The organism is Microbacterium sp. H6 (assembly GCF_003314775.1).
GTDB lineage: Bacteria > Actinomycetota > Actinomycetes > Actinomycetales > Microbacteriaceae > Microbacterium > Microbacterium oxydans.
Map to the genome: position 1 here is coordinate 23156 of NZ_QOAY01000183.1, position 18153 is coordinate 41308.

At 66.0% G+C, this 18153-nt stretch carries 19 protein-coding genes and 2 pseudogenes; 7 read left to right on the top strand and 14 right to left on the bottom strand.

The window, feature by feature from the left end:
• Positions 1 to 767 (top strand): annotated as a pseudogene (locus DSP71_RS23680) (excinuclease ABC subunit A); the annotation flags it as partial.
• A gap of 742 nt (positions 768 to 1509) precedes the next feature.
• On the opposite strand, the gene DSP71_RS11790 reads toward DSP71_RS23680, so the two are convergent.
• The 9 genes from DSP71_RS11790 to DSP71_RS24645 are packed head-to-tail and all read right to left on the bottom strand — an operon-like array spanning position 1510 to position 10653.
• On the bottom strand, positions 1510 to 3222 hold the full coding sequence (locus tag DSP71_RS11790) for an FAD-dependent oxidoreductase (RefSeq protein ID WP_113681180.1): 1713 nt from the start codon (positions 3220 to 3222) through the stop codon (positions 1510 to 1512).
• Entirely contained in the window at positions 3219 to 3479 is a 261-nt protein-coding gene (locus DSP71_RS24545) for a UBP-type zinc finger domain-containing protein (RefSeq protein WP_113681181.1), read from the bottom strand. Before DSP71_RS24545 ends, DSP71_RS11790 begins: the two co-directional genes overlap by 4 nt.
• Positions 3476 to 3928, bottom strand: coding sequence for a thioredoxin (gene trxA, locus DSP71_RS11800; RefSeq protein ID WP_113681182.1), 453 nt, complete (start codon positions 3926 to 3928; stop codon positions 3476 to 3478). The genes DSP71_RS24545 and trxA overlap by 4 nt, the downstream gene beginning before the upstream one ends.
• On the bottom strand, positions 3925 to 6552 hold the full coding sequence (clpB, locus tag DSP71_RS11805; protein WP_113681183.1) for an ATP-dependent chaperone ClpB: 2628 nt from the start codon (positions 6550 to 6552) through the stop codon (positions 3925 to 3927). The genes trxA and clpB overlap by 4 nt, the downstream gene beginning before the upstream one ends.
• Positions 6543 to 6854: a chaperone modulator CbpM gene (locus DSP71_RS11810; RefSeq protein ID WP_087132767.1), complete on the bottom strand. Its 312-nt coding sequence runs from the start codon at positions 6852 to 6854 to the stop codon at positions 6543 to 6545. The genes clpB and DSP71_RS11810 overlap by 10 nt, the downstream gene beginning before the upstream one ends.
• A complete protein-coding gene (locus DSP71_RS11815) occupies positions 6851 to 7738 on the bottom strand; it encodes a DnaJ C-terminal domain-containing protein (protein WP_087132768.1) in 888 nt (295 codons plus the stop codon). The genes DSP71_RS11810 and DSP71_RS11815 overlap by 4 nt, the downstream gene beginning before the upstream one ends.
• 3 nt (positions 7739 to 7741) lie before the next feature.
• Positions 7742 to 8281, bottom strand: coding sequence for a nucleotide exchange factor GrpE (locus tag DSP71_RS11820; protein WP_087132769.1), 540 nt, complete (start codon positions 8279 to 8281; stop codon positions 7742 to 7744).
• An 18-nt stretch (positions 8282 to 8299) separates the two neighbouring features.
• Positions 8300 to 10165: a molecular chaperone DnaK gene (gene dnaK / locus DSP71_RS11825; RefSeq protein ID WP_087132770.1), complete on the bottom strand. Its 1866-nt coding sequence runs from the start codon at positions 10163 to 10165 to the stop codon at positions 8300 to 8302.
• Positions 10150 to 10653, bottom strand: coding sequence for an Hsp20/alpha crystallin family protein (locus DSP71_RS24645; RefSeq protein ID WP_396652055.1), 504 nt, complete (start codon positions 10651 to 10653; stop codon positions 10150 to 10152). The genes dnaK and DSP71_RS24645 overlap by 16 nt, the downstream gene beginning before the upstream one ends.
• Positions 10654 to 10880: 227 nt before the next feature.
• On the opposite strand from DSP71_RS24645, the gene DSP71_RS11830 reads away from it, so the two are divergent.
• From DSP71_RS11830 to DSP71_RS11845, 5 genes and pseudogenes are all read left to right on the top strand, one after another.
• Positions 10881 to 11144, top strand: coding sequence for a transposase (locus DSP71_RS11830; protein WP_164734079.1), 264 nt, complete (start codon positions 10881 to 10883; stop codon positions 11142 to 11144).
• Between the two features lie 17 nt (positions 11145 to 11161).
• The gene (locus DSP71_RS24650) at positions 11162 to 11266 is read left to right on the top strand and encodes a transposase (protein WP_350753473.1); all 105 of its coding nucleotides are present in this window, start codon (positions 11162 to 11164) and stop codon (positions 11264 to 11266) included.
• Positions 11267 to 11395: 129 nt separating this feature from the next.
• A pseudogene (locus DSP71_RS11840) lies at positions 11396 to 11938 on the top strand (transposase); the annotation flags it as partial.
• Between the two features lie 27 nt (positions 11939 to 11965).
• Entirely contained in the window at positions 11966 to 12133 is a 168-nt protein-coding gene (locus DSP71_RS23690; protein WP_218867844.1) for a helix-turn-helix transcriptional regulator, read from the top strand.
• A gap of 395 nt (positions 12134 to 12528) precedes the next feature.
• Entirely contained in the window at positions 12529 to 12972 is a 444-nt protein-coding gene (locus DSP71_RS11845) for an ATP-binding protein (protein WP_258546402.1), read from the top strand.
• 139 nt (positions 12973 to 13111) lie between these two features.
• Here the strand turns inward: DSP71_RS11845 and DSP71_RS11850 are convergent, their stop codons facing one another.
• From DSP71_RS11850 to DSP71_RS11870, 5 genes are all read right to left on the bottom strand, one after another.
• The gene (locus tag DSP71_RS11850; RefSeq protein WP_181800725.1) at positions 13112 to 13705 is read right to left on the bottom strand and encodes an IS30 family transposase; all 594 of its coding nucleotides are present in this window, start codon (positions 13703 to 13705) and stop codon (positions 13112 to 13114) included.
• A gap of 922 nt (positions 13706 to 14627) precedes the next feature.
• Entirely contained in the window at positions 14628 to 14903 is a 276-nt protein-coding gene (locus tag DSP71_RS22270) for a hypothetical protein (protein ID WP_137772159.1), read from the bottom strand.
• 357 nt (positions 14904 to 15260) lie between these two features.
• On the bottom strand, positions 15261 to 16229 hold the full coding sequence (locus tag DSP71_RS11860) for a permease (RefSeq protein WP_257022179.1): 969 nt from the start codon (positions 16227 to 16229) through the stop codon (positions 15261 to 15263).
• A 98-nt stretch (positions 16230 to 16327) separates the two neighbouring features.
• Complete coding sequence (locus DSP71_RS11865; protein WP_025103726.1) at positions 16328 to 16933, bottom strand: cadmium resistance transporter; 606 nt, start codon at positions 16931 to 16933, stop codon at positions 16328 to 16330.
• The gene (locus DSP71_RS11870; RefSeq protein WP_061018111.1) at positions 16930 to 17289 is read right to left on the bottom strand and encodes a helix-turn-helix transcriptional regulator; all 360 of its coding nucleotides are present in this window, start codon (positions 17287 to 17289) and stop codon (positions 16930 to 16932) included. Before DSP71_RS11870 ends, DSP71_RS11865 begins: the two co-directional genes overlap by 4 nt.
• Before the next feature lie 234 nt (positions 17290 to 17523).
• Between DSP71_RS11870 and DSP71_RS11875 the strand changes: the two genes are divergently transcribed.
• Positions 17524 to 17976, top strand: coding sequence for a signal peptidase II (locus DSP71_RS11875; RefSeq protein WP_227530113.1), 453 nt, complete (start codon positions 17524 to 17526; stop codon positions 17974 to 17976).
• The last annotated feature ends 177 nt before the right edge of the window (positions 17977 to 18153 follow it).

Below are 18153 nucleotides of genomic sequence, written 5' to 3' on the forward strand. Positions count from 1 at the left end.
TCGGACGAACCCCCCGATCGAACGTTGCAACATATACGGGCTTGTTCGACCACGTCCGTCGACGCTTCGCTGAGACGCCCGAGGCTCGCTCGCGTGGGTACAAGCCCGGCCGTTTCTCCTTCAATGTCTCCGGCGGCCGCTGCCCCACCTGTGAGGGCGAAGGGTCCGTGATGGTGGAGCTACTCTTCCTCCCATCCGTGTACACCGAATGCCCCGACTGTCACGGGACCCGGTACAAAGCCTCGACCCTCGAGATCACTTGGCGGGAGCGCACCATCGCTGACGTGCTCGCGATGAGCGTTGAGGAAGCCCACCCGTTCTTTGACGGTGAAGACGACATCACCCGCTCACTAGCTGCACTGTCAGACGTGGGCCTCGGATACTTGCGACTCGGACAACCGGCAACCGAGCTCTCTGGAGGTGAGGCACAACGCGTGAAGCTCGCAAGCGAGCTACAGCGCGCACAACGAGGGGACACCTTGTATGTTCTCGACGAACCAACTTCGGGCCTGCACTGCGCTGACGCTGACCGGCTCGTCACGCATCTGCAAACCCTCGTCGACGCAGGAAACACCGTCGTCGCGGTGGAACTTGACATGCGCGTGGTGGCAGAAGCCGACTACGTCATCGACCTCGGACCCGGCGCCGGCGATGATGGCGGCGCAGTCGTCGCCGCTGGAACTCCTGCACAAGTTGCCGAGAACGGCGTCGGCGCGTCCGCGGAATACCTTGCCGCGGCGATCAAACTGATCGTTGCGGCTACCTGAGCAGAAGAGCCGACGCTTGACAACCGATGACCCGGTACGCAGTCACAAGAGCACTGAGCAGCCAAACTTTCCACAGGCGAATCAAGTGTGTACACACCTCAGGGATCGGCTACGGTCGTCTGCGCCGCGAACGCCCAAGTTCAGTGGAGGGCGGCTTTCCACGCCTCGAGCCAGGGGATGACGTCGCGCAGGTCCTTCGTGTCAACGGCAGCGGACGCGGCCGCCCGAGCCGGGGCCCGGCGTTCAGAGTGAGTGATGTCGGCACGGCGGCGAACAGCGGAAGGTCGGACCGACTCTCACCGATGGCACAGCAGTGATCGATCGAGACGCCGTGCTCCGCCGCGAACTGGAGGGCGCGATCTCGCTTGTCGTACTCGTTGAAGTGCTCCGCCACGGTGCCGTCTCCGACGCCGTGTAATCGGCCCACTCTGGCGCCGGCGACTCGCCGAAGCCGAGCAGGTCGATGGCGATGCACCGCGGTGGGTGCGCTCGAGCAGCGGGATCACGTGGTGAAACGTCACCGACGAGGACGCGATACCGTGCAGCAGCAGCACCGTCGGGCCCTCGCCGCGTTCCTCGGCGATATGCAGCACCGGCATGCGGCGAAACCACCTCATTCGACGCAACGTCGAGCGGATCTCGCCCGCTACGCCCGCATGGGCCACCGGAGGATCCGCGGGTTCTCCCACGGCTGCCGGGTTCGGGGCGGCGTGCGGCGTCAGGTGTCCCTGGATGTCGGAGCTCATGCGCACACCCGACTGTGACGACCCTCGTTCAGGTACTCGTGGATCTGCCGGACCACACTGGCGCCCTCACCCACAGCCGAGGTCATTCGCTTCACAGACCCGTGCCGCACATCGCCGATAGCGAAGACCCCGGGGATGGTGGTCTCCAAAGAGAAGCGGGGGCTTCCTTCCGTCCGCGCGCCGGCCAGCTCCGCCTCCGCGCCGGTGAGGATGTACCCGTCAGGATCGCGTGCCACATCGACCTTCAATCCCGTCGTCGCCGGAGCGGCGCCGATGAAGACGAACACGTGCCCCACGCGGAGCTTCTCCAGCACGTCACCGTGACGGACTGTGACCGCTTCCAAACGGTTGCCGCCGTGTGCTTCCACGACCTCCGAGGACAGCAGCACGTTGATACGGGGGTGATGTTGGATCTGGTCCACCAGGTACCTGGACATTCCCGCTCCCAGGTCCGCGGCGCGCACCACAAGGTGCACACGGGAGGACGTGCGGGCAAGAAACAGCGCCGCCTGGCCGGCGGAGTTGCCGCCGCCGACAACAGCGACAGGTGTGTCTACGCACATCTGCGCTTCCTGCGCTGTTGCCGCGTAGAACACGTTCGAGGTCTGGAACCGGTCCAGCCCCGCGGCGGGAAGCGAGCGGTATCGCACTCCGGTGGCAAGGACCACCACATCTGAGGTGACCTCCCTGCCATCTTGGAAGATCACCCGGAAGCAGTCCTCATCTTCCACGACCTCCTGGACCGTGGTCGGGATGTCCAACGTGGCACCGAACTTGCGCACTTGCAGGAGGCTGCGGTCGGCGAGCTCAGTGCCGGAGATTCCGGCAGGAAACCCCAGATAGTTCTCGATCTTCGCTGACGTTCCCGCCTGCCCGCCGGTGGCGACCGTGTCGCACAGGTAGACCGACAACCCATCGGAGGCTGCGTACACCGCCGCGGCAAGACCAGCCGGCCCAGCGCCGACCACCACCACATCGCAGGTGGCCGGTGGGGCGGGCGGGCGCATCCCCAACTCTTCGGCAAGCCGTGCCGGGGTGGCACCCAGGACGGTGCGTGAGCCGCCGAGGATCACCAGCGGGAAGTCGGCGACGGTGGCGCCGAGCTGACGGACCAGCCGCTCCGCTTTCTCGTCGTCATCCAGGTCCACCAGCCGGTGGGGCAGCCGGTTTCGTGCGATGAAGTCCAGCAGATCCCGGGTCTGCGGGGAGAAGCAGGAGCCGACGATCCGCAGGCCCGCTCCCGCCCCGATGGCCAGGGAGCGGCGGATGAGGTAGGCCCGCAGGATGATCTCACCCAACAGCGGGTCCGAGGTGACGATGGCCTCCAGCTCATCGACGGGCACCTCCACCACCTCGGCGGCGCCGATGGCGGAGACGAACACGAAAGACGGTTGTCCTTCCAGCAGCCCGACATCCCCCACGAACCGGCCGCGGCCGTGCACCTCGACCGCCAACGACTCATCGGAGTGACGCGGATCCGCCGCAAGCTCGGTGTCCGCCGTCAGCAGGTGCCCTTCCAGGACGACATAGAGGGAGGACGGGTGCTCGCCGGGCTGGATGAGAACCTCCCCGTCGGTGAGGGTGCGGCGCTGCCCTCGTACGAGCAGCACCGCGATCTGCTCGTCGCTGAGCCGCGGGAAGGCGCCGATGGTGTCAGGCGTCTCGGCCTGAGCGACCTGGCGGCGGTTGGCGGCGGGCGTGTCACTCATAGGTACGCTTCGTCCACGTAGCACCAGCTCCAGTTCTCCCCCAGCTCCAGCGACCGCACGATGGGGTGCCCCGCCGTGAGCGCATGCGTGCGGGCGTGCCGCATCGGGGAGGAGTCGCAGCACCCGACCTTCCCGCAGGTGCGGCACATCCGCAGGTGCAGCCAGGGCGTGCCGGCCGCCACGCAGTCCCCACATGACCCGGGTGTCCGGGGACGGACCGGGCGGATGAGCGCGACGTGTGGGTCGACATATCTCATCGAGCAGCACCGGCCGAGTCAGCCTTCTTCTGCAGCGCCTCGTCCACCCAGCGCAGCAGCACGTCCGGCGGGGCGGCTCCGGATTGGCGGGAGAGCACGTTCCCCTGGTTGAGGATGAGCAGAGTCGGCACCGCCTGGACGGAGAACTTGCGGGCCGTCTCCGGCGCGGCGTCCACGTCCACTTTCACCAGCTTGAGCTTGCCGGCACGTTCCGTGGCGACCTTCTCGAGGGCAGGGCTGACCATCCGGCACGGTCCGCACCAGGTCGCCCACAAGTCCACGAGCACCACTTGCGGGGCCTTCTCGACCACCTCGGCGAAGTCCGCATCGCCCGCATCGACGATCCACGGCACGGCGCTCTTGCAGACGCCGCAGCGCGGGTACCCCGACGCGGCGGCGGGGACACGGTTCTTCTTCCCGCAGTTGGGGCAGGTCACAATCGCGCTCACGCCGTGTCCTCCTCTTCGACGGGCGCTGCGATGTTGAAGACGAGGTCGCCGTCGTGCACGTCCAGCGTGACCGTCGACCCGTCCATCACCTCCCCGCTCAGCAGCGCACGACCCAGTCGGGTCTCGATCTCATGGCTGATGTAGCGTCGCAGCGGACGCGCACCGTACACGGGGTCGTAGCCGCGGTCGGCGATGAGTTGGCGTGCCGCGGGCGTCAGCTCGATGCGGATCTGACGCTCGGCCAGCCGGGAGCGCAGGTCGGTGAACTGCAGCTCCACAATGTCCCGGATCTGTTCACGACCCAGCGGCGAGAACACCACGATGTCGTCCACCCGGTTGAGGAACTCGGGACGGAAGTGGGCGCGCAACTCACCGAGCACACTGTTTCGCACGTCGTCGGGGATCGCGCCCCCATCGGAGCCCAACAGGTGATGGGCACCGATGTTGGAGGTCATGATGACGATGGTGTTGCGGAAGTCGACGGTGCGTCCCTGGCTGTCGGTGATGCGGCCGTCGTCAAGGACCTGCAGCAGCGTGTTGAACACGTCCGGGTGCGCTTTCTCGATCTCGTCGAAAAGGACCACGCTGTACGGGTGGCGGCGCACCGCCTCGGTCAGCTGCCCTCCCTCGTCATACCCGACATACCCGGGAGGTGCACCGACCAGCCTGCTGACGGTGTGACGTTCCTGGTACTCGCTCATGTCCAGCCGGACCATCGCCGACTCGCTGTCGAACAGTGCTTGCGCGAGCGCTTTGGCCAGTTCGGTCTTTCCCACACCGGTGGGGCCGAGGAAGATGAAGGAGCCGATGGGTCGGCGCGGGTCGCGGATGCCGGAGCGGGCACGGATAATCGCGTCGCTGACGAGCGTGATGGCCTCATCCTGACCGACCACCCGCTCCTTGAGGGTGGCGTCCAGGGTGAGGATCTTGTTGCGTTCACCTTCCTGCAGCCGGGCCACGGGGATCCCCGTCCACGCTGCGACGATCTCGGCGATCTCGTCCTCGGTGACCACCTCCCGCAGCAGCCGCTGCCCGCCTTGTTTGGAGGTGAGACGCTCCTCCTCGGCGCGCAGGCGTCGTTCCGCGTCAGCGATAGCCCCGTACCGCAGTTCAGCGGCACGGTTGAGGTCGTAGGAGCGCTCAGCTTCCTCCGCCTCCCGCCGCAGCCGCTCCAGCTCACCGCGCAGCTCCTGGACCTTGCGGATCGCTTGACGCTCCGCCTCCCACTGGGCGCGCTTGGAGTCCGCCTCCGCCTTCAGGTCGGTCAGTTCCCGGCGCAGCTCCTCCAGCCGTTTCTTGCTGGCAGGGTCCGTTTCCTTCGACAGCGCCGCTTCCTCGATCTCCAGGCGGGTCACCCGCCGGGTCAGCTCGTCGAGCTCAGCGGGCATTGAGTCGATCTCGGTTCGCAGTCGCGCGCAGGCTTCGTCGATGAGGTCGATGGCCTTGTCGGGCAGGAACCGGTCGGAGATGTACCGGTGCGACAGCACGGCGGCAGCGACCAATGCGCTGTCCTGGATGCGGACACCGTGGAAGATCTCCAGTCGTTCGCGCAGGCCGCGGAGGATGGAGATCGCGTCCTCCACGTCAGGCTCCTCGACCATCACCGTCTGGAACCGGCGTTCCAGGGCAGCGTCCTTCTCGATGTGCTTGCGGTACTCATCGAGGGTGGTGGCACCGATGAGGTGCAGCTCCCCGCGGGCGAGCATCGGCTTAAGCATGTTGCCGGCGTCCATTGCCCCTTCGGTGGCTCCCGCCCCCACCAGAGTGTGGAGCTCGTCGATGAACAGCAGGATGCGTCCCTCCCCTGCCTTCACCTCTGCCAGGACTGCCTTCATTCGCTCCTCGAACTCGCCCCGGTACTTCGCGCCGGCGACCAGGGCAGACAGGTCCAGCGAGAACACGGTCTTGTCGCGAAGGCCCTCGGGCACGTCCTCACGCAAGATCCGCTGGGCAAGGCCCTCCACGATGGCGGTCTTTCCGACACCGGGCTCGCCGATGAGGACGGGGTTGTTCTTGGTCTTGCGGGAGAGGATCTGGATGACCCGGCGGATCTCCGCATCACGCCCGATGACCGGGTCAAGCTTGCCCAACCGGGCGTCAGCGACCAGGTCACGGCCGTACTTCTCCAACGCCTCGTACGTCTGCTCGGGGGTGGCGGAGTTGACGTGCTGGTTGCCGCGGATCTTGGTGAGCGCGCTGAGGAAGCTCTCCCGGGTGACACCGTGCCCGCGCAGCACGCGGGACGCGGCACGGTTGGAGGAGTCGTCGGCGAGGGCCAGAACGAGATGCTCCACGGAGATGTAGGAGTCTTTCAGCCGCTTTGCCTCCCGCTCCGCCCGTTCCAGGGTGGAGGTGAGGCTGCGGCTCAGATACACCTGACCGGTCTGCGGGGAGGACCCGGAGACGCTGGGCTTGCGGGCGATCTCCGCTTCGACGTCGGCGCGTACCGCTTCCACGTCAGCACCCGCTGTCTGCAGAAGTCGGGGAACCAGCCCCTCCTCCTGCTGGAGCAGTGCGAGCAGGAGATGCTCCTCGTCCGTTTCGATCTGACCGGCCAGGACCGCGATGCTCTGGGCCGAGGTGAGCGCTTCCTGCGACTTCTGAGTGAGTGAGTTCATGTCCATGGGGTGTCTCCTTCGAGTCGGATGGTCCGGTGCTGCTCGAGCTGCTCGATGCGGGCGAGCAGGTCGAGCACGAGTGCGATGCCGGCGTAGTTCACGGCAAGATCGGAGTGCAGACGCACGATGGTGTGCACGCGGGCGGGGACGGTACCGGCGAACCACAGCCGGCCGCTGGTGTCGACGTGGGCGGTGACCAGCCCCAGCTCGACGAACTTCCGCAGCGTATCCGGGTGGATACCTGCGGCCACGGCGGTCGCCGCCAGGTCGGCCCGGGCGACACGGACGGGCAGGTGATGTGAGGTCATGATCCTCTCCTGGCATCAAACGACGATTCGTCGCGGAGCTGTTCGAACAGCTCCTTCTCCTTCTTGCTGAGAGTGCGCGGAACGACGACCTTCACCCGCGCATACAGGTCTCCCGGCTGTCCTCTGCGGGGCATCCCCTGCCCGCGCAGGCGGAGCCGCCTGCCAGTGGACGAGCCGGGCGGAACGTGCACGGTGACCGGGCCGCCGGGGGTGGGCACGCTGACATCCGCGCCCAGCGCCGCCTCCCACGGTGAGATGGGAAGGTCCGTTTCGATGTCCGCGCCGCTGAGCCGGTACCGCTTACTGTCCTTCACGCGCAGCGTGACCAGCAGGTCCCCGTCCTGTCCATCGGCGCCCGCTCCGCCTGCGCCCGAGATCCGCAGCCGCTGCCCGTCGACAGCGCCCGCTGGGATGTCGATGGTGTACTCCTGCGCGCCGCCGTACGGGGACGCGACCTGCACGGTGCGACGCCCGCCCCGGTAGGCCTCCTCGACGGTGATCTCCAGCTCCGCGGTGTGGTCGGCGCCGCGACCGAAACCACCGAAGCCGCCCCCGAAGAGGTCCTCCCAGTTCGAGCTCTGCGCGCCGCCCCCGCTCCACGTGTATCGGGTGCCCCCGCTGCGGCGCGGCTGCTCGGAGGAGCGAGCCGCGTCCGCGGCGGCGTACTGCCGGAAGTTCTCACCGAACCGGTCGTACTGTGAGCGGGTTTCCGGGTCCGACAGCACATCGTGGGCTTCACTGATCCGTTTGAAGGTCTCCTCCGCCCCCGGGGTCTTGTTGACGTCCGGGTGGAACTTGCGGGCCTTCTCCCGGTAGGCGCGGCGGATCTCCTTCTGATCCGCCGACCGGGAGACCCCGAGCGCGCTGTAGAGATCCTCCGCCATCTCCTACTCCTCATCCGGCCTGCGGGTGACCACGACCGCAGCCGGTCGCAGCATCCGCTCAGGCGTTCCGAACCCGGGGCGAGTGACGGCGAGGATGCTGCGCGGCGGGACGCTGGCATCCTCGACCACCGAGACCGCCTCGTGCAGCTGCGGGTCGAACTCCGCACCGTCGATGACAATCTCGGGGTACCCGAGTGCGCGCAACGCATCAGCGGCCTGCGCCCGGATGGCCTGCATGCCACCCAGAACGCCCTCGTCAAGGTCCACCCCGAAGCTGAGCGCCCGGTCCAGCCCGTCGACGACGGGCAAGAAGGCTTTGGCGGTGTGCCGCCGCTCCTGCTCGCGGACCGTCTGGATCTCGCGCGCCATCCGTTTGCGGAGGTTGTCGTAGTCCGCCGCCGCCCGGCGCCACCGGTCCTCGGCCGTCTCCAACTGGGCGGCGACCGCTGCTTGCGCGGCGCGGATCTCCTCCGGGGACACGTCGGTGAGGTCGTCGTTCAGCAGGTCCACGGCCCGCGTGTCCTCGTTCTGCTCCTCGACCATCGCGATCCTCCCTCCGTGCTACTTGTCGAATTCGGCGTCGACGACGTCGTCTTCGTCGTCCTGAGCGGGCTGCTCAGCGTGGCTGGCGTTCGCGCGGGCCGCAGCAAGGGACTGCGCAACCTGCAGCAGCTCGCCGGTGCGCTCTTTCGCTTCCTGCTCGCCGACGTTGTTCTGCACTGCCTCGCGGGCCTGCGTGATGAGCAGCTCCGCGCGGGCACGCTCGTGCTCCGGTGCAGCGTCGCCGAGCTCACGCAGTACCCGCTCGACCTGGTAGGCGGCGGAGTCCAGCTCGTTGCGGGCGTCCACGGCCTGGCGCAGCGCCTGGTCGTCAGCACGGTGCTGCTCGGCTTCCTTAATCATCCGGTCGATCTCGCCCTGGTCCAGATTCGAGGTGTCGCTGATGGTGATGCCCTGCTCGGTGCCGGTGTCCTTGTCCTTCGCCGTCACGTGCAGGATGCCGTTCGCGTCGATGTCGAAGGTGACCTCCACCTGCGCTTCACCGCGAGGAGCGGGGCGGATGCCGGTGAGCTGGAACCGGCCCAGCACCCGGTTGTCTGCGGCGTTCTCCCGCTCGCCCTGCAGGACGACGATCTCCACCGACGGCTGGTTGTCTTCGGCCGTGGAGAACACCTCGCTGCGTCGGGCGGGGATGGTGGTGTTGCGTTCGATGATCTTCGTCATCACGCCACCGCGGGTCTCCACACCCAGCGACAGCGGGGTGACATCCAGCAGCAGCACGTCGTCGACGTCGCCCTTGAGGACGCCCGCCTGGATGGCGGCGCCCACAGCGACCACCTCATCGGGGTTCACCGTCATGTTCGGCTCCTTGCCGCCGGTGAGCCGCTTGACGAGCGCTTGGACAGCGGGGATGCGGGTGGAACCGCCCACGAGGATGACCTCGTCGATATCGTTCTCGCTGACCTTCGCGTCGGCCATCGCCTGACGCACCGGACCGAGGCACCGCTCAACGAGGTCAGCGGTGAGGTCTTCGAACTTGGACCGCTTCACGGTCATGGTGAGGTGCCTGGGTCCGCTGGCGTCGGCGGTGATGAAGGGCAGGCTGACCTGGGTCTGGGACACCGAGCTGAGCTCGACCTTCGCCTTCTCGGCCGCCTCGAACAGTCGCTGCAGCGCCTGCGGGTCGTTGCGCAGGTCGATGCCGTTCTCGTTCTTGAACTCGTCGGCAAAGTAGTCCACCAGCCGGCGGTCGAAGTCGTCGCCGCCCAGGTGGGTGTCACCCGCGGTGGATCGCACTTCGACGACCCCGTCGCCCACGTCGAGGAGGCTGACATCGAACGTGCCGCCACCGAGGTCGAAAACCAGGATGGTCTCGTGGTTCTTCTTGTCCATTCCGTACGCCAGTGCGGCGGCGGTGGGCTCGTTGATGATGCGCAGCACCTCGAGCCCGGCGATGCGTCCGGCGTCCTTGGTCGCGGTGCGTTGGGCGTCGTTGAAGTAGGCGGGAACGGTGATGACGGCCTCGGTCACCTTCTCACCGAGGAACTTGCTGGCGTCGTCGACGAGCTTGCGCAGCACCTGGGCGCTGATCTCCTCCGGCGCGTACTGCTTGCCGCGGATGTTGAACCGTGCTTCGCCGTTGGGGCCTTCCACGACGTCGAAGCCGACGGCGTTGGCTTCCTCCTTGATCTCGTCGAAGGACCGGCCGATGAACCGCTTGGCGGACGAGATGGTGCCCTTCGGGTTGAGGATGCTCTGCCGGCGGGCAAGCTGCCCCACCAGCCGTTCACCGTCCTCGGTGAAAGCGACCACCGACGGGGTAGTGCGGGCTCCCTCCGCGTTCGGGATGACCTTCTCCTCGCCGGCCTCCCAGACGGCGATAACGGAGTTCGTGGTTCCCAGATCGATTCCTACTGCCTTGGCCATGATGGTTGTTCCTTTCTTGTCACGTGAGACACGTTGCAGGGGTCGTCAAAGAGCGCGCCAGGATCGGCGCAGGCGCAGGGCTGAGTGCCCAGAGTCAGGAAGCAGGCTGCTTCAGGGGGATCTTTCCGGACGGCGGGCTGCTCGATGGGCATCACCACCCGCAGGACGCCCAGGTCGCAACTGGCGGTGACGCTGTCGCTGTCGATGCCGGGCGCCAGTCCCAGCAGCCGCATGAATTGCCCGTGGGGGCCGTTCGGCGGTGAACCACTTCGCGCCGGCGGTCCCGGACTGGGCCGCTGACCGCGCGGACGGTGAGCGGCTGGCCGCCCACCCAGCTCGATGGACTCCGAGTCGATGCCTGGCAGGTTCGCCTCAGGAACGTACTCGTCGCCCGCTCGGGACAGATCGACCGACATCGAGCGCGGATCCATCTGCTGAGCGATGCGCAGGTCCGCACATGAGGTCACCATCTCACCACCCCCTCCCATTTACGCTGAGTCGCTATAACTCCGCTGCCGATGTTTGTTCGACGGTCGGAGGTGTAGAACCCACCAGGACGATGTGGTCCAAGCAGAGGCGCGAACGAAACTCGTTCTGGCGCCAGCATGGACCCCACGTAGACATTTCGCAAGACATTTGCCTGACGAACGGAGCCTGACCCGCTTTTCCGGACACCGACTTTGAGGCGATGATCGTCTCGGAAGGAGTCCGTGACATGCCTGCTGCCCACCCGCCGGAGTTCCGGCGTCGAGCCCTCGATCTTGTTGCTCAGGGCAATCCCGATGCGCAGACCGCGCGTGACCTCGGGATCAGCGAATCCTGCCTTCGGAACTGGATGAACCGTGACGCTGTCGACTCCGGCCGCAAGGCCGGGGTCACCACCGACGAGCACAAGGAGCTCGTCGAGTTGCGGCGCCGGAACCGGGTGAATGGGCGAGCCGGCCGCCGTCACGGCGCGCGATCGCGGATGCGGAACTGACGACCACGATCCGCCGGATCCACTCTGACTCGCGGGAAACCTACGGTGCTCCGCGGGTGCTCGCCGAGCTCCGGCTCGGACTCGGCGTTCACGTCAGCCGCAAGCGCGTCTCGCGCGGCTGATGCGACTGGGCAGGCTGGCCGGAGTCTCGCACCGCCGGAAGCGGCGCGGCTGGAAGCCCGACACCGCCACGCACGAGGACCTCGTGAAGCGGCAGTTCCGCGCTGACGCGCCCAACCGGCTCTGGTTCTGCGACATCACACAGCACCGCTCGAGAGACGGATAGGTCTACTGCGCCGCCGTCATCGACGCGTTCAGCCGCCGCATCGTCGGCTGGTCGATCAGCGACCGGATCACCGCCGAGATCGTCGTCGACGCGCGGCAACGGACTCCCTCTGGTCACGCTGATCACGCCCGGGCAGGCCGGGGACTCGCCGATGTTCCTGCCGCTGATGGCGCACCTGCGCGTCGGCCGCGACACCGGTAGGCCGCGCACCCGACCCGAGGCGGTCCGCGCCGACAAGGCGTACTCGTCCCGCGCGATCCGCGGCCATCTGCGCTCCCGTGGAATCAAGGCCGCGATCCCCGAGCCCGACGACCAGAAGGGTCATCGCAAGCGTGGCGGGTCACGAGGCGGCCGCCCGGTCGGACTCGACGCCGCCGACTACAGGAACCGGAACGTGATCGAGCGCCGATTCTGCCACACCAAGCAATGGCGAGGGCTCGCCACCCGCTACGACAAGCACGCGGTCATCTACCGCGCAGCCGTCCTCATCCACGCCGCGATCAGCTGGATTACAGAGCGGGGCCTATATCGCACCCTGCAACGGCTAGAGAACTCCGGCTTCCTGATCAGTACGCAGGTCGAGGCCCACCGCACCGGAGCTAGTCGAAAGACCTTCACCGTCACCGACACCGGAAAGCGATTCCTCAGCGAGATCTCTGGACGGCTAATCACGCTGACGGAGACGGGTCCTTCAAGACGCTAGCGGCGTCGGCGTCGGCGTCGGCGTCGGCGTCGGCGTCCTTGCCCGTAGAGCAACAGCAGCCCGCAATCCCCGGGGCTCGAAAGCCACGCTGGGCGTCCAAGGTCGGACGTTCCTGGACGCATTCACGACCAGCTCGCCTGAAATTTCCGATGACAGGTAACGCCGAAAGGAGCGCGACATTTAACGCCCCAACTCACAGGCTCGCCGCGTGGGCGTGCGCGGGGTGTCTCGGTAGGGGATCGGCTTACGGCACGGCGGTATGGTCAAGCGGATTTCCGGGTGATGCCGGCCGTAGGTGATCATGCAGGCCTCGACTCCTACCCGGGCGTCACCGCCTTCGTCCCTCACCTGCGTTGAGCCCGCATAGGGTTGGCTACGTGGACCAGGTCATCCTCATGTGCGGTCCGGCTGGATCGGGGAAGTCGACCTACGCGCGTGGCCTGGAGGCCCGGGGCTATGTCAGGGTCTCGTTCGACGGCGAGGCGTGGGCCCTCGGGCACCGGACGCACCCGATCGGCGACGACGCGCGCCAGGTCGTCAACGGAACGCTCCAGGACAAGCTCGTCGACTGTGTGAAGCAGGGGAAGGGCGTCGTCGTGGACTCCTCGTTCTGGTCCCGTGCCTCGCGCGATGAGTTCAGGCGGCTCTGCGCCCCCTCGGCGTCGTCCCGGTCGTCTACTACCTGGACACCAGGCGGTCGATCCTCCTGGGCAGGTTGGCCCAGCGCGAGAACTCCGGCCCGGACGACATCGCTGTGTCGCGCGAGCGAGCGATCGCGTACATCGACGGGTTCGAGACGCCCACACCTGAAGAAGGCCCACTCAGGATCGTCCACGTGACAAGCCCGATGTGATCGTGGCTGCGCCCAGACCGGCGCCACGCCCACGCTGGTCGCCCTCCTGACTCGAAGGGGTATCCCCGGTGGGCGGTCTCGCAGAGACACATCACAGTCGCCGATTCTCATTGCCTGCCCCGGCTTCATTCCTCAGCTACAGCTCGCACGCCTGCGTCGGATCTGCTCATCGACCGGCGCAATTCTCGAGCCGCCGCTGCGGTCTCAAGAAACCTCTCCGTCGGCGCCGCCCATTCAAGGACCTGCCGAGGCCGTTCGTTCAGGAGCCTCTCGATGCGTTCGAGCTCGTCGTTACTCGTCGCGTTCATGTTCGTGCGTCGCGGGAGGTACTGGCGCAGGAGGCGGTTAGTGTTCTCGTTGGTGCCGCGCTGCCACGGGCTGCGGGGGTCGCAGAAGTAGACCGGGGCGTCGATGAGTGCGCTGAGGAAGGCGTGGTCGGCCATCTCGCGGCCGCGGTCCCAGGTCAGGGACTTGCACATGCCGGGTGGGACGTTGAACAGGGCGCGGGCGACCGCGATGCTGACGTCCTTGGCCTTGATCCCGTCGGGCAGCGGCACGATCTTCAGGTAGCGGGTGGTGCGCTCGACGAGGGTCGCGACCGCGCTCGGGCGCTTGCCCATGACGAGGTCACCTTCCCAATGACCCGGCTCGAGCCGGTCGGTCACGGTGGCGGGGCGGTGGTGGATGGAGACCATGTCGCGCAGATGCCCTCGCCCCATGCCTGCCACACGACGTCCTGTACTGCCGCTGGCAGCGACGTCACCACACTCATCCCAGCCTCCACGACAACGCATCATCTACCCTCGTGGTGCGTTGGTGGGTTGAGACCGCCATCGTTTCGGTGCGACTGTCCGTCAGCCGATCTAGAATGTACGCAGAAGCAGTATCCCTCCAAGTCTGCATAGCAGCGGAGGGTGCAATACCCCGACTGCGTAGCAGCGGGGATACCCCGCGTAGCGGGGTATCGATGAGATCCCAAGCCGGCGGGACCGGCACCCTGTCTCATCGGCGGAGAGGCTGCAAGCCGGCGGGACCGGCACCCTGTCTCCCCGCAGGTGGTCTGCGCTCGCGCCGTCATCTCCCGTCCTCCCCGTGGGTCGGGGCAAGATGTCCGCTGATTCGATCGCAGCTTGCGGATTAGTCCGCCCACCAGAAGCCCTAACTGACCTGTCTTTCCTGACCGGCGCCGGGCGACGGGGCGCTAGCGCCAGTTCGGAGACACGGTGCCCGACTACCTCTCGCAGCTCCTCGACGCCGCCCCGCCCGCATCAGTCGTCGCCCTGGCCACTGCAGTCAGTGCCCGCTACTGCCTCAAAGTGTTCCTAGCGATGGTGGCGACCTTCGGACGGGGCGAGACCCGGAAGAACGCCGAGCGCGTGCTGAAACTCCTGTTGGGACCAAAGCGACCGCGTGGTTCATAGCGACCGATTGACCGTCGGCACCGCGGTTCGCACCGTAGTGCAGCACTGATCCCGCCGAAATCGATCATTTACGGCGCGATCTAGTGCCTGCCTAGGAGTTCCCGTCACAAACGTTCGCCGCAACCGCCAAACGACAAGGGCTTTCGGCTGATCTCGGACTGTCCCGCTCGTCTCTGCCCCGTCCGGGGTATGAGGTGACGTTGGTAGACAGTTTGGACGGTTACCAGGCGTAGACGTTCTCGGAGATCTTGACCGCCCCTTCCGGTGCTTGAACTCCGTCGACCACGACTTGGTACTTGCCTGCCAGACCGTCGACCCCGACCGTGCCGCCACCGCAGCCCACCACCCACTCATCCTTGCCTGCGTCCGCGACAAGACAAACGGTTGAGTTTTCGAGGCCGCGAGCGAGCCAGAGCGAAGTGCCCGCATGCTCCCCGACGTAGCGACTCGTCGATACGTCGACGTCGTCATACGCATAGTCCGTGAGTTCCGGCAACTCATCGCGGCTTTCTCTCTCCCCTTGAAGGTCCGAGAATCCGACCAGGTCAGTACTGCAGCCAGAGAGAAGCGTGATCGACGCGAGAACCAGAGCTGTCGCAGAAGCGTAACGGAGGCGAGGCATGGCCCCCATCTTGGCTCACCACAAACAAGAGCACCACAGGTCGACCGCCAGGCAGCCGATAACGATCGTTTCCGGCGAGCTCGCATCCCACGTCCTTAGACGCCTGCCGCTAGTGCTCGCCGGTACCTGCTTTCGGCAGGCGTTTCTGGCTTGTCCCCCCATCGGGCATTATCCACTCGGAGCCTCGAGGGCTCGAATGGCGATCCATCGACTCGGAACCCGTCATCGCCGCTACGCCAATACGTTGAGTCCCAGCCCGATCGTGAAGGCTGCGAGGAGCACGACAGCCACGATGCCCGCGAGAGTCCGGGTGCTAAACGTGGTGCGCAGGAGAGCGAGCATTTTGACGTCGACGAGGGGGCCGACGAGGAGGAGGGCGACGACTGATCCTGCGGAGAAGAATGACGCGAACGACAGGGCAAAGAACGCATCCACGTTCGAACAGATCGATACGACCATCGCGATCAAGATCATTGCCACGATCGACATGACTGGATTGGATCCGACAGACAGGAGAACCTCACGGGGGATTAGCACCTGAATGGCACCGGCTAGTGCGCAGCCGATCACGAGTGCGGGCATGACTGCGCGGAACTCGACGACGAACTGGGTGAGGCTGCGCCGACCGCGGCCACGGCTGCCTGACTCGTGGGCGGCTCTGTCGCATGTATCACGGAACTGGTCAGTGAGTAGAGTTCCCGGATCGGGGTGACGGCTGTACAGCCAGCCGATGAGGTTGGCGATCGCGTAGCCGCCGAGAAGGCGCGCAATCAGGATGCCGTCATCGAATCCGAAGGCTTGGTGGGTCGTGAGAATGACGATCGGGTTGACGATCGGGGCTGCGATCAAGAATGTGAGCGCATCCGGGACAGTGAAGCCGCGCATCAGCAGTCCCCGAGCAAACGGCACGTTGCCGCATTCGCAGACCGGGACGAACATGCCCAGGAGCGAGAGCACCATCCGACGCAGCCATGCCCGTCGCGGCATCCAACGTTCGAGCACCCCGGCGGGAATCCACACCTGCACGATGATCGACAAGACCACGCCGAGCGTGACGAATGGCATCGACTCAATGAGGACGCTGACAGCGAGTGTGAGGCCGTCCTGCGCGCGGGTCGGGAGGGAAACCGGGAAGAACGTCGGCGCGAAAATTTCGATCAGCAATAGTGCCGCAATCACGCACACGCCGACACCGACCATCGCCCACGCAGCACGCGAGCGAGCAGCAGGAGGTGCCCCGCTGCTCGCCCTGGTGGTCACCTGCTCCGGGTCAGGCAACCGCGTCACTCGTGCTCGACTCATCGCAGCCCGAATGCGCCACCGCTAACCAGGATGAAGATGCCCAGACCGATCAGAACGAGCGGGAACAGCACGTGTTCCCAACGTTCCAGGATCTCCGCGATCGGTCGACGAGTAGCGATGAACTTTGCGACAACGACCAGGACCGCAACGAGGGCCAGGAACACCACGCAGTACGCGACGACCGCGGCGGGACCCACGCTGAGGAACACGGGGACGTAGACGCCGATGTTGTCACCGCCGTTGGCGAAGGTGACCCCGGCCACAGCCCAGACCGCGACCTTTTTTCCTTCGATCTTGCCCTCGTCGTCATCGTCGTCGTCGCGATTGCGCCACGCCTGCCATGCCGCCCAGAGACCCAAACCCAGGGGGATGAGGCCGAAGTAGGGAATGACTTCAGGAGGGAGGAACGCTCCTGCGCCGAGAGCAACGAGTACGGCGGCGCCGAGGATGCCAGCGAACCCCAAATACTGTCCGAGCAGAATCCGGGTCGTTGTACCTCGTTGGCCCGCACCTCGGGCGAAGAACAGCGAGAGCACGATGATGTCGTCGATGTTCGTTACCAGGAACAGACCAACTGCTTGCAGGATGGAGAGGAAGATCATGCGCTGACCTCCATCGTGCAGCAGTCCGCAACTGTGCACGTGGGGTCGATGCACTCGGCCTCGTGATCCACGGCCAGGGTCGTATCCAGTAGAGCGGTCAGCGCCGTGGTCAGCCGAGGATCTGCGACCTCGTATCGAGTGCGCCGCCCCTCGGGCTCTGCCACGACGATGCCGCAGTCACGGAGGCACGTGAGATGGTTGGAGACGTTCGATGGGCTCAGGCCCAGCTCGCGGGCGAGCGCCGCCGGATAGATCGGGCCGTCAAGCAGCGACATAAGAATGCGTGATCGCGTCGAGTCGGCCATAGCGCGGCCGAGGCGATTCATCACGTCCAAGCGAGTAGTAATAGTCAGCACTCAATGAATATACACGCTTGGATGTATTATCGAGTGCGGCGCCAGATCCTCCGAATGGGCGCGATCCGAAGCGTCTGGACTACAAACGCTCAACGTCAGGAATCCCCTCGTGCACACCTCATCACTCCTACCGGAGCACCGTGCTGGCGCCCGCCATACCTACCGCATGAGTGGCGCCTGGTGAGGCGGGATCGAGGTCGGAGGCTGGTTGTTGCGCTCCTGGTCGCATTCAGCATGACGGTGATCGACCAGGGTTCGAAGGCTCTAGCCCTGACCCGGCTCAGCGAGCACGAGCGCATTCCCCTAGTTGGTGACCTGTTGGGCCTCCAGCTGGCATTCAATCCCGGCACAGTCATGTCGCTCGGGTCGGGGAGCACGTGGGTGTTTACTGTGATCGGAACCACAGCGACGATCGCACTCCTCTACGCTGCGTGGCGATCCAAGTCGATCGTGTGGGCGGTCGCTATCGGATTCGTCTGGGGCGGAGCAGTGGGCAACCTCATCGATCGCCTCCTTGCCCCGCCGGGATTCGGCGTCGGTCACGTGACCGATTTCCTCGCCTACGGCAACCTCTTCATTGGCAACATCGCGGATATCTCCATCGGCATCGGCGTCGGCCTGGGCCTCATTCAGATCATCCTGAATCCCCGCCCTGAGCTTCCCCGTGGACAGTCTCCTGGTGCCTGACCTCCGCAAACTCATCTCGTCTTTACCGTAGTCATCTGTTTGCCATGTCCGCGTGAATCTCCTCCCCGTGCTGGGACGCTCGCGCTGCATGGGTCACGCGAATATGGCTTCAGCGCCCGCCGAAATCGATCGTTTTCGGTGGGACGACCGGCACCGCCGCTCAGGTGCGCGACACGC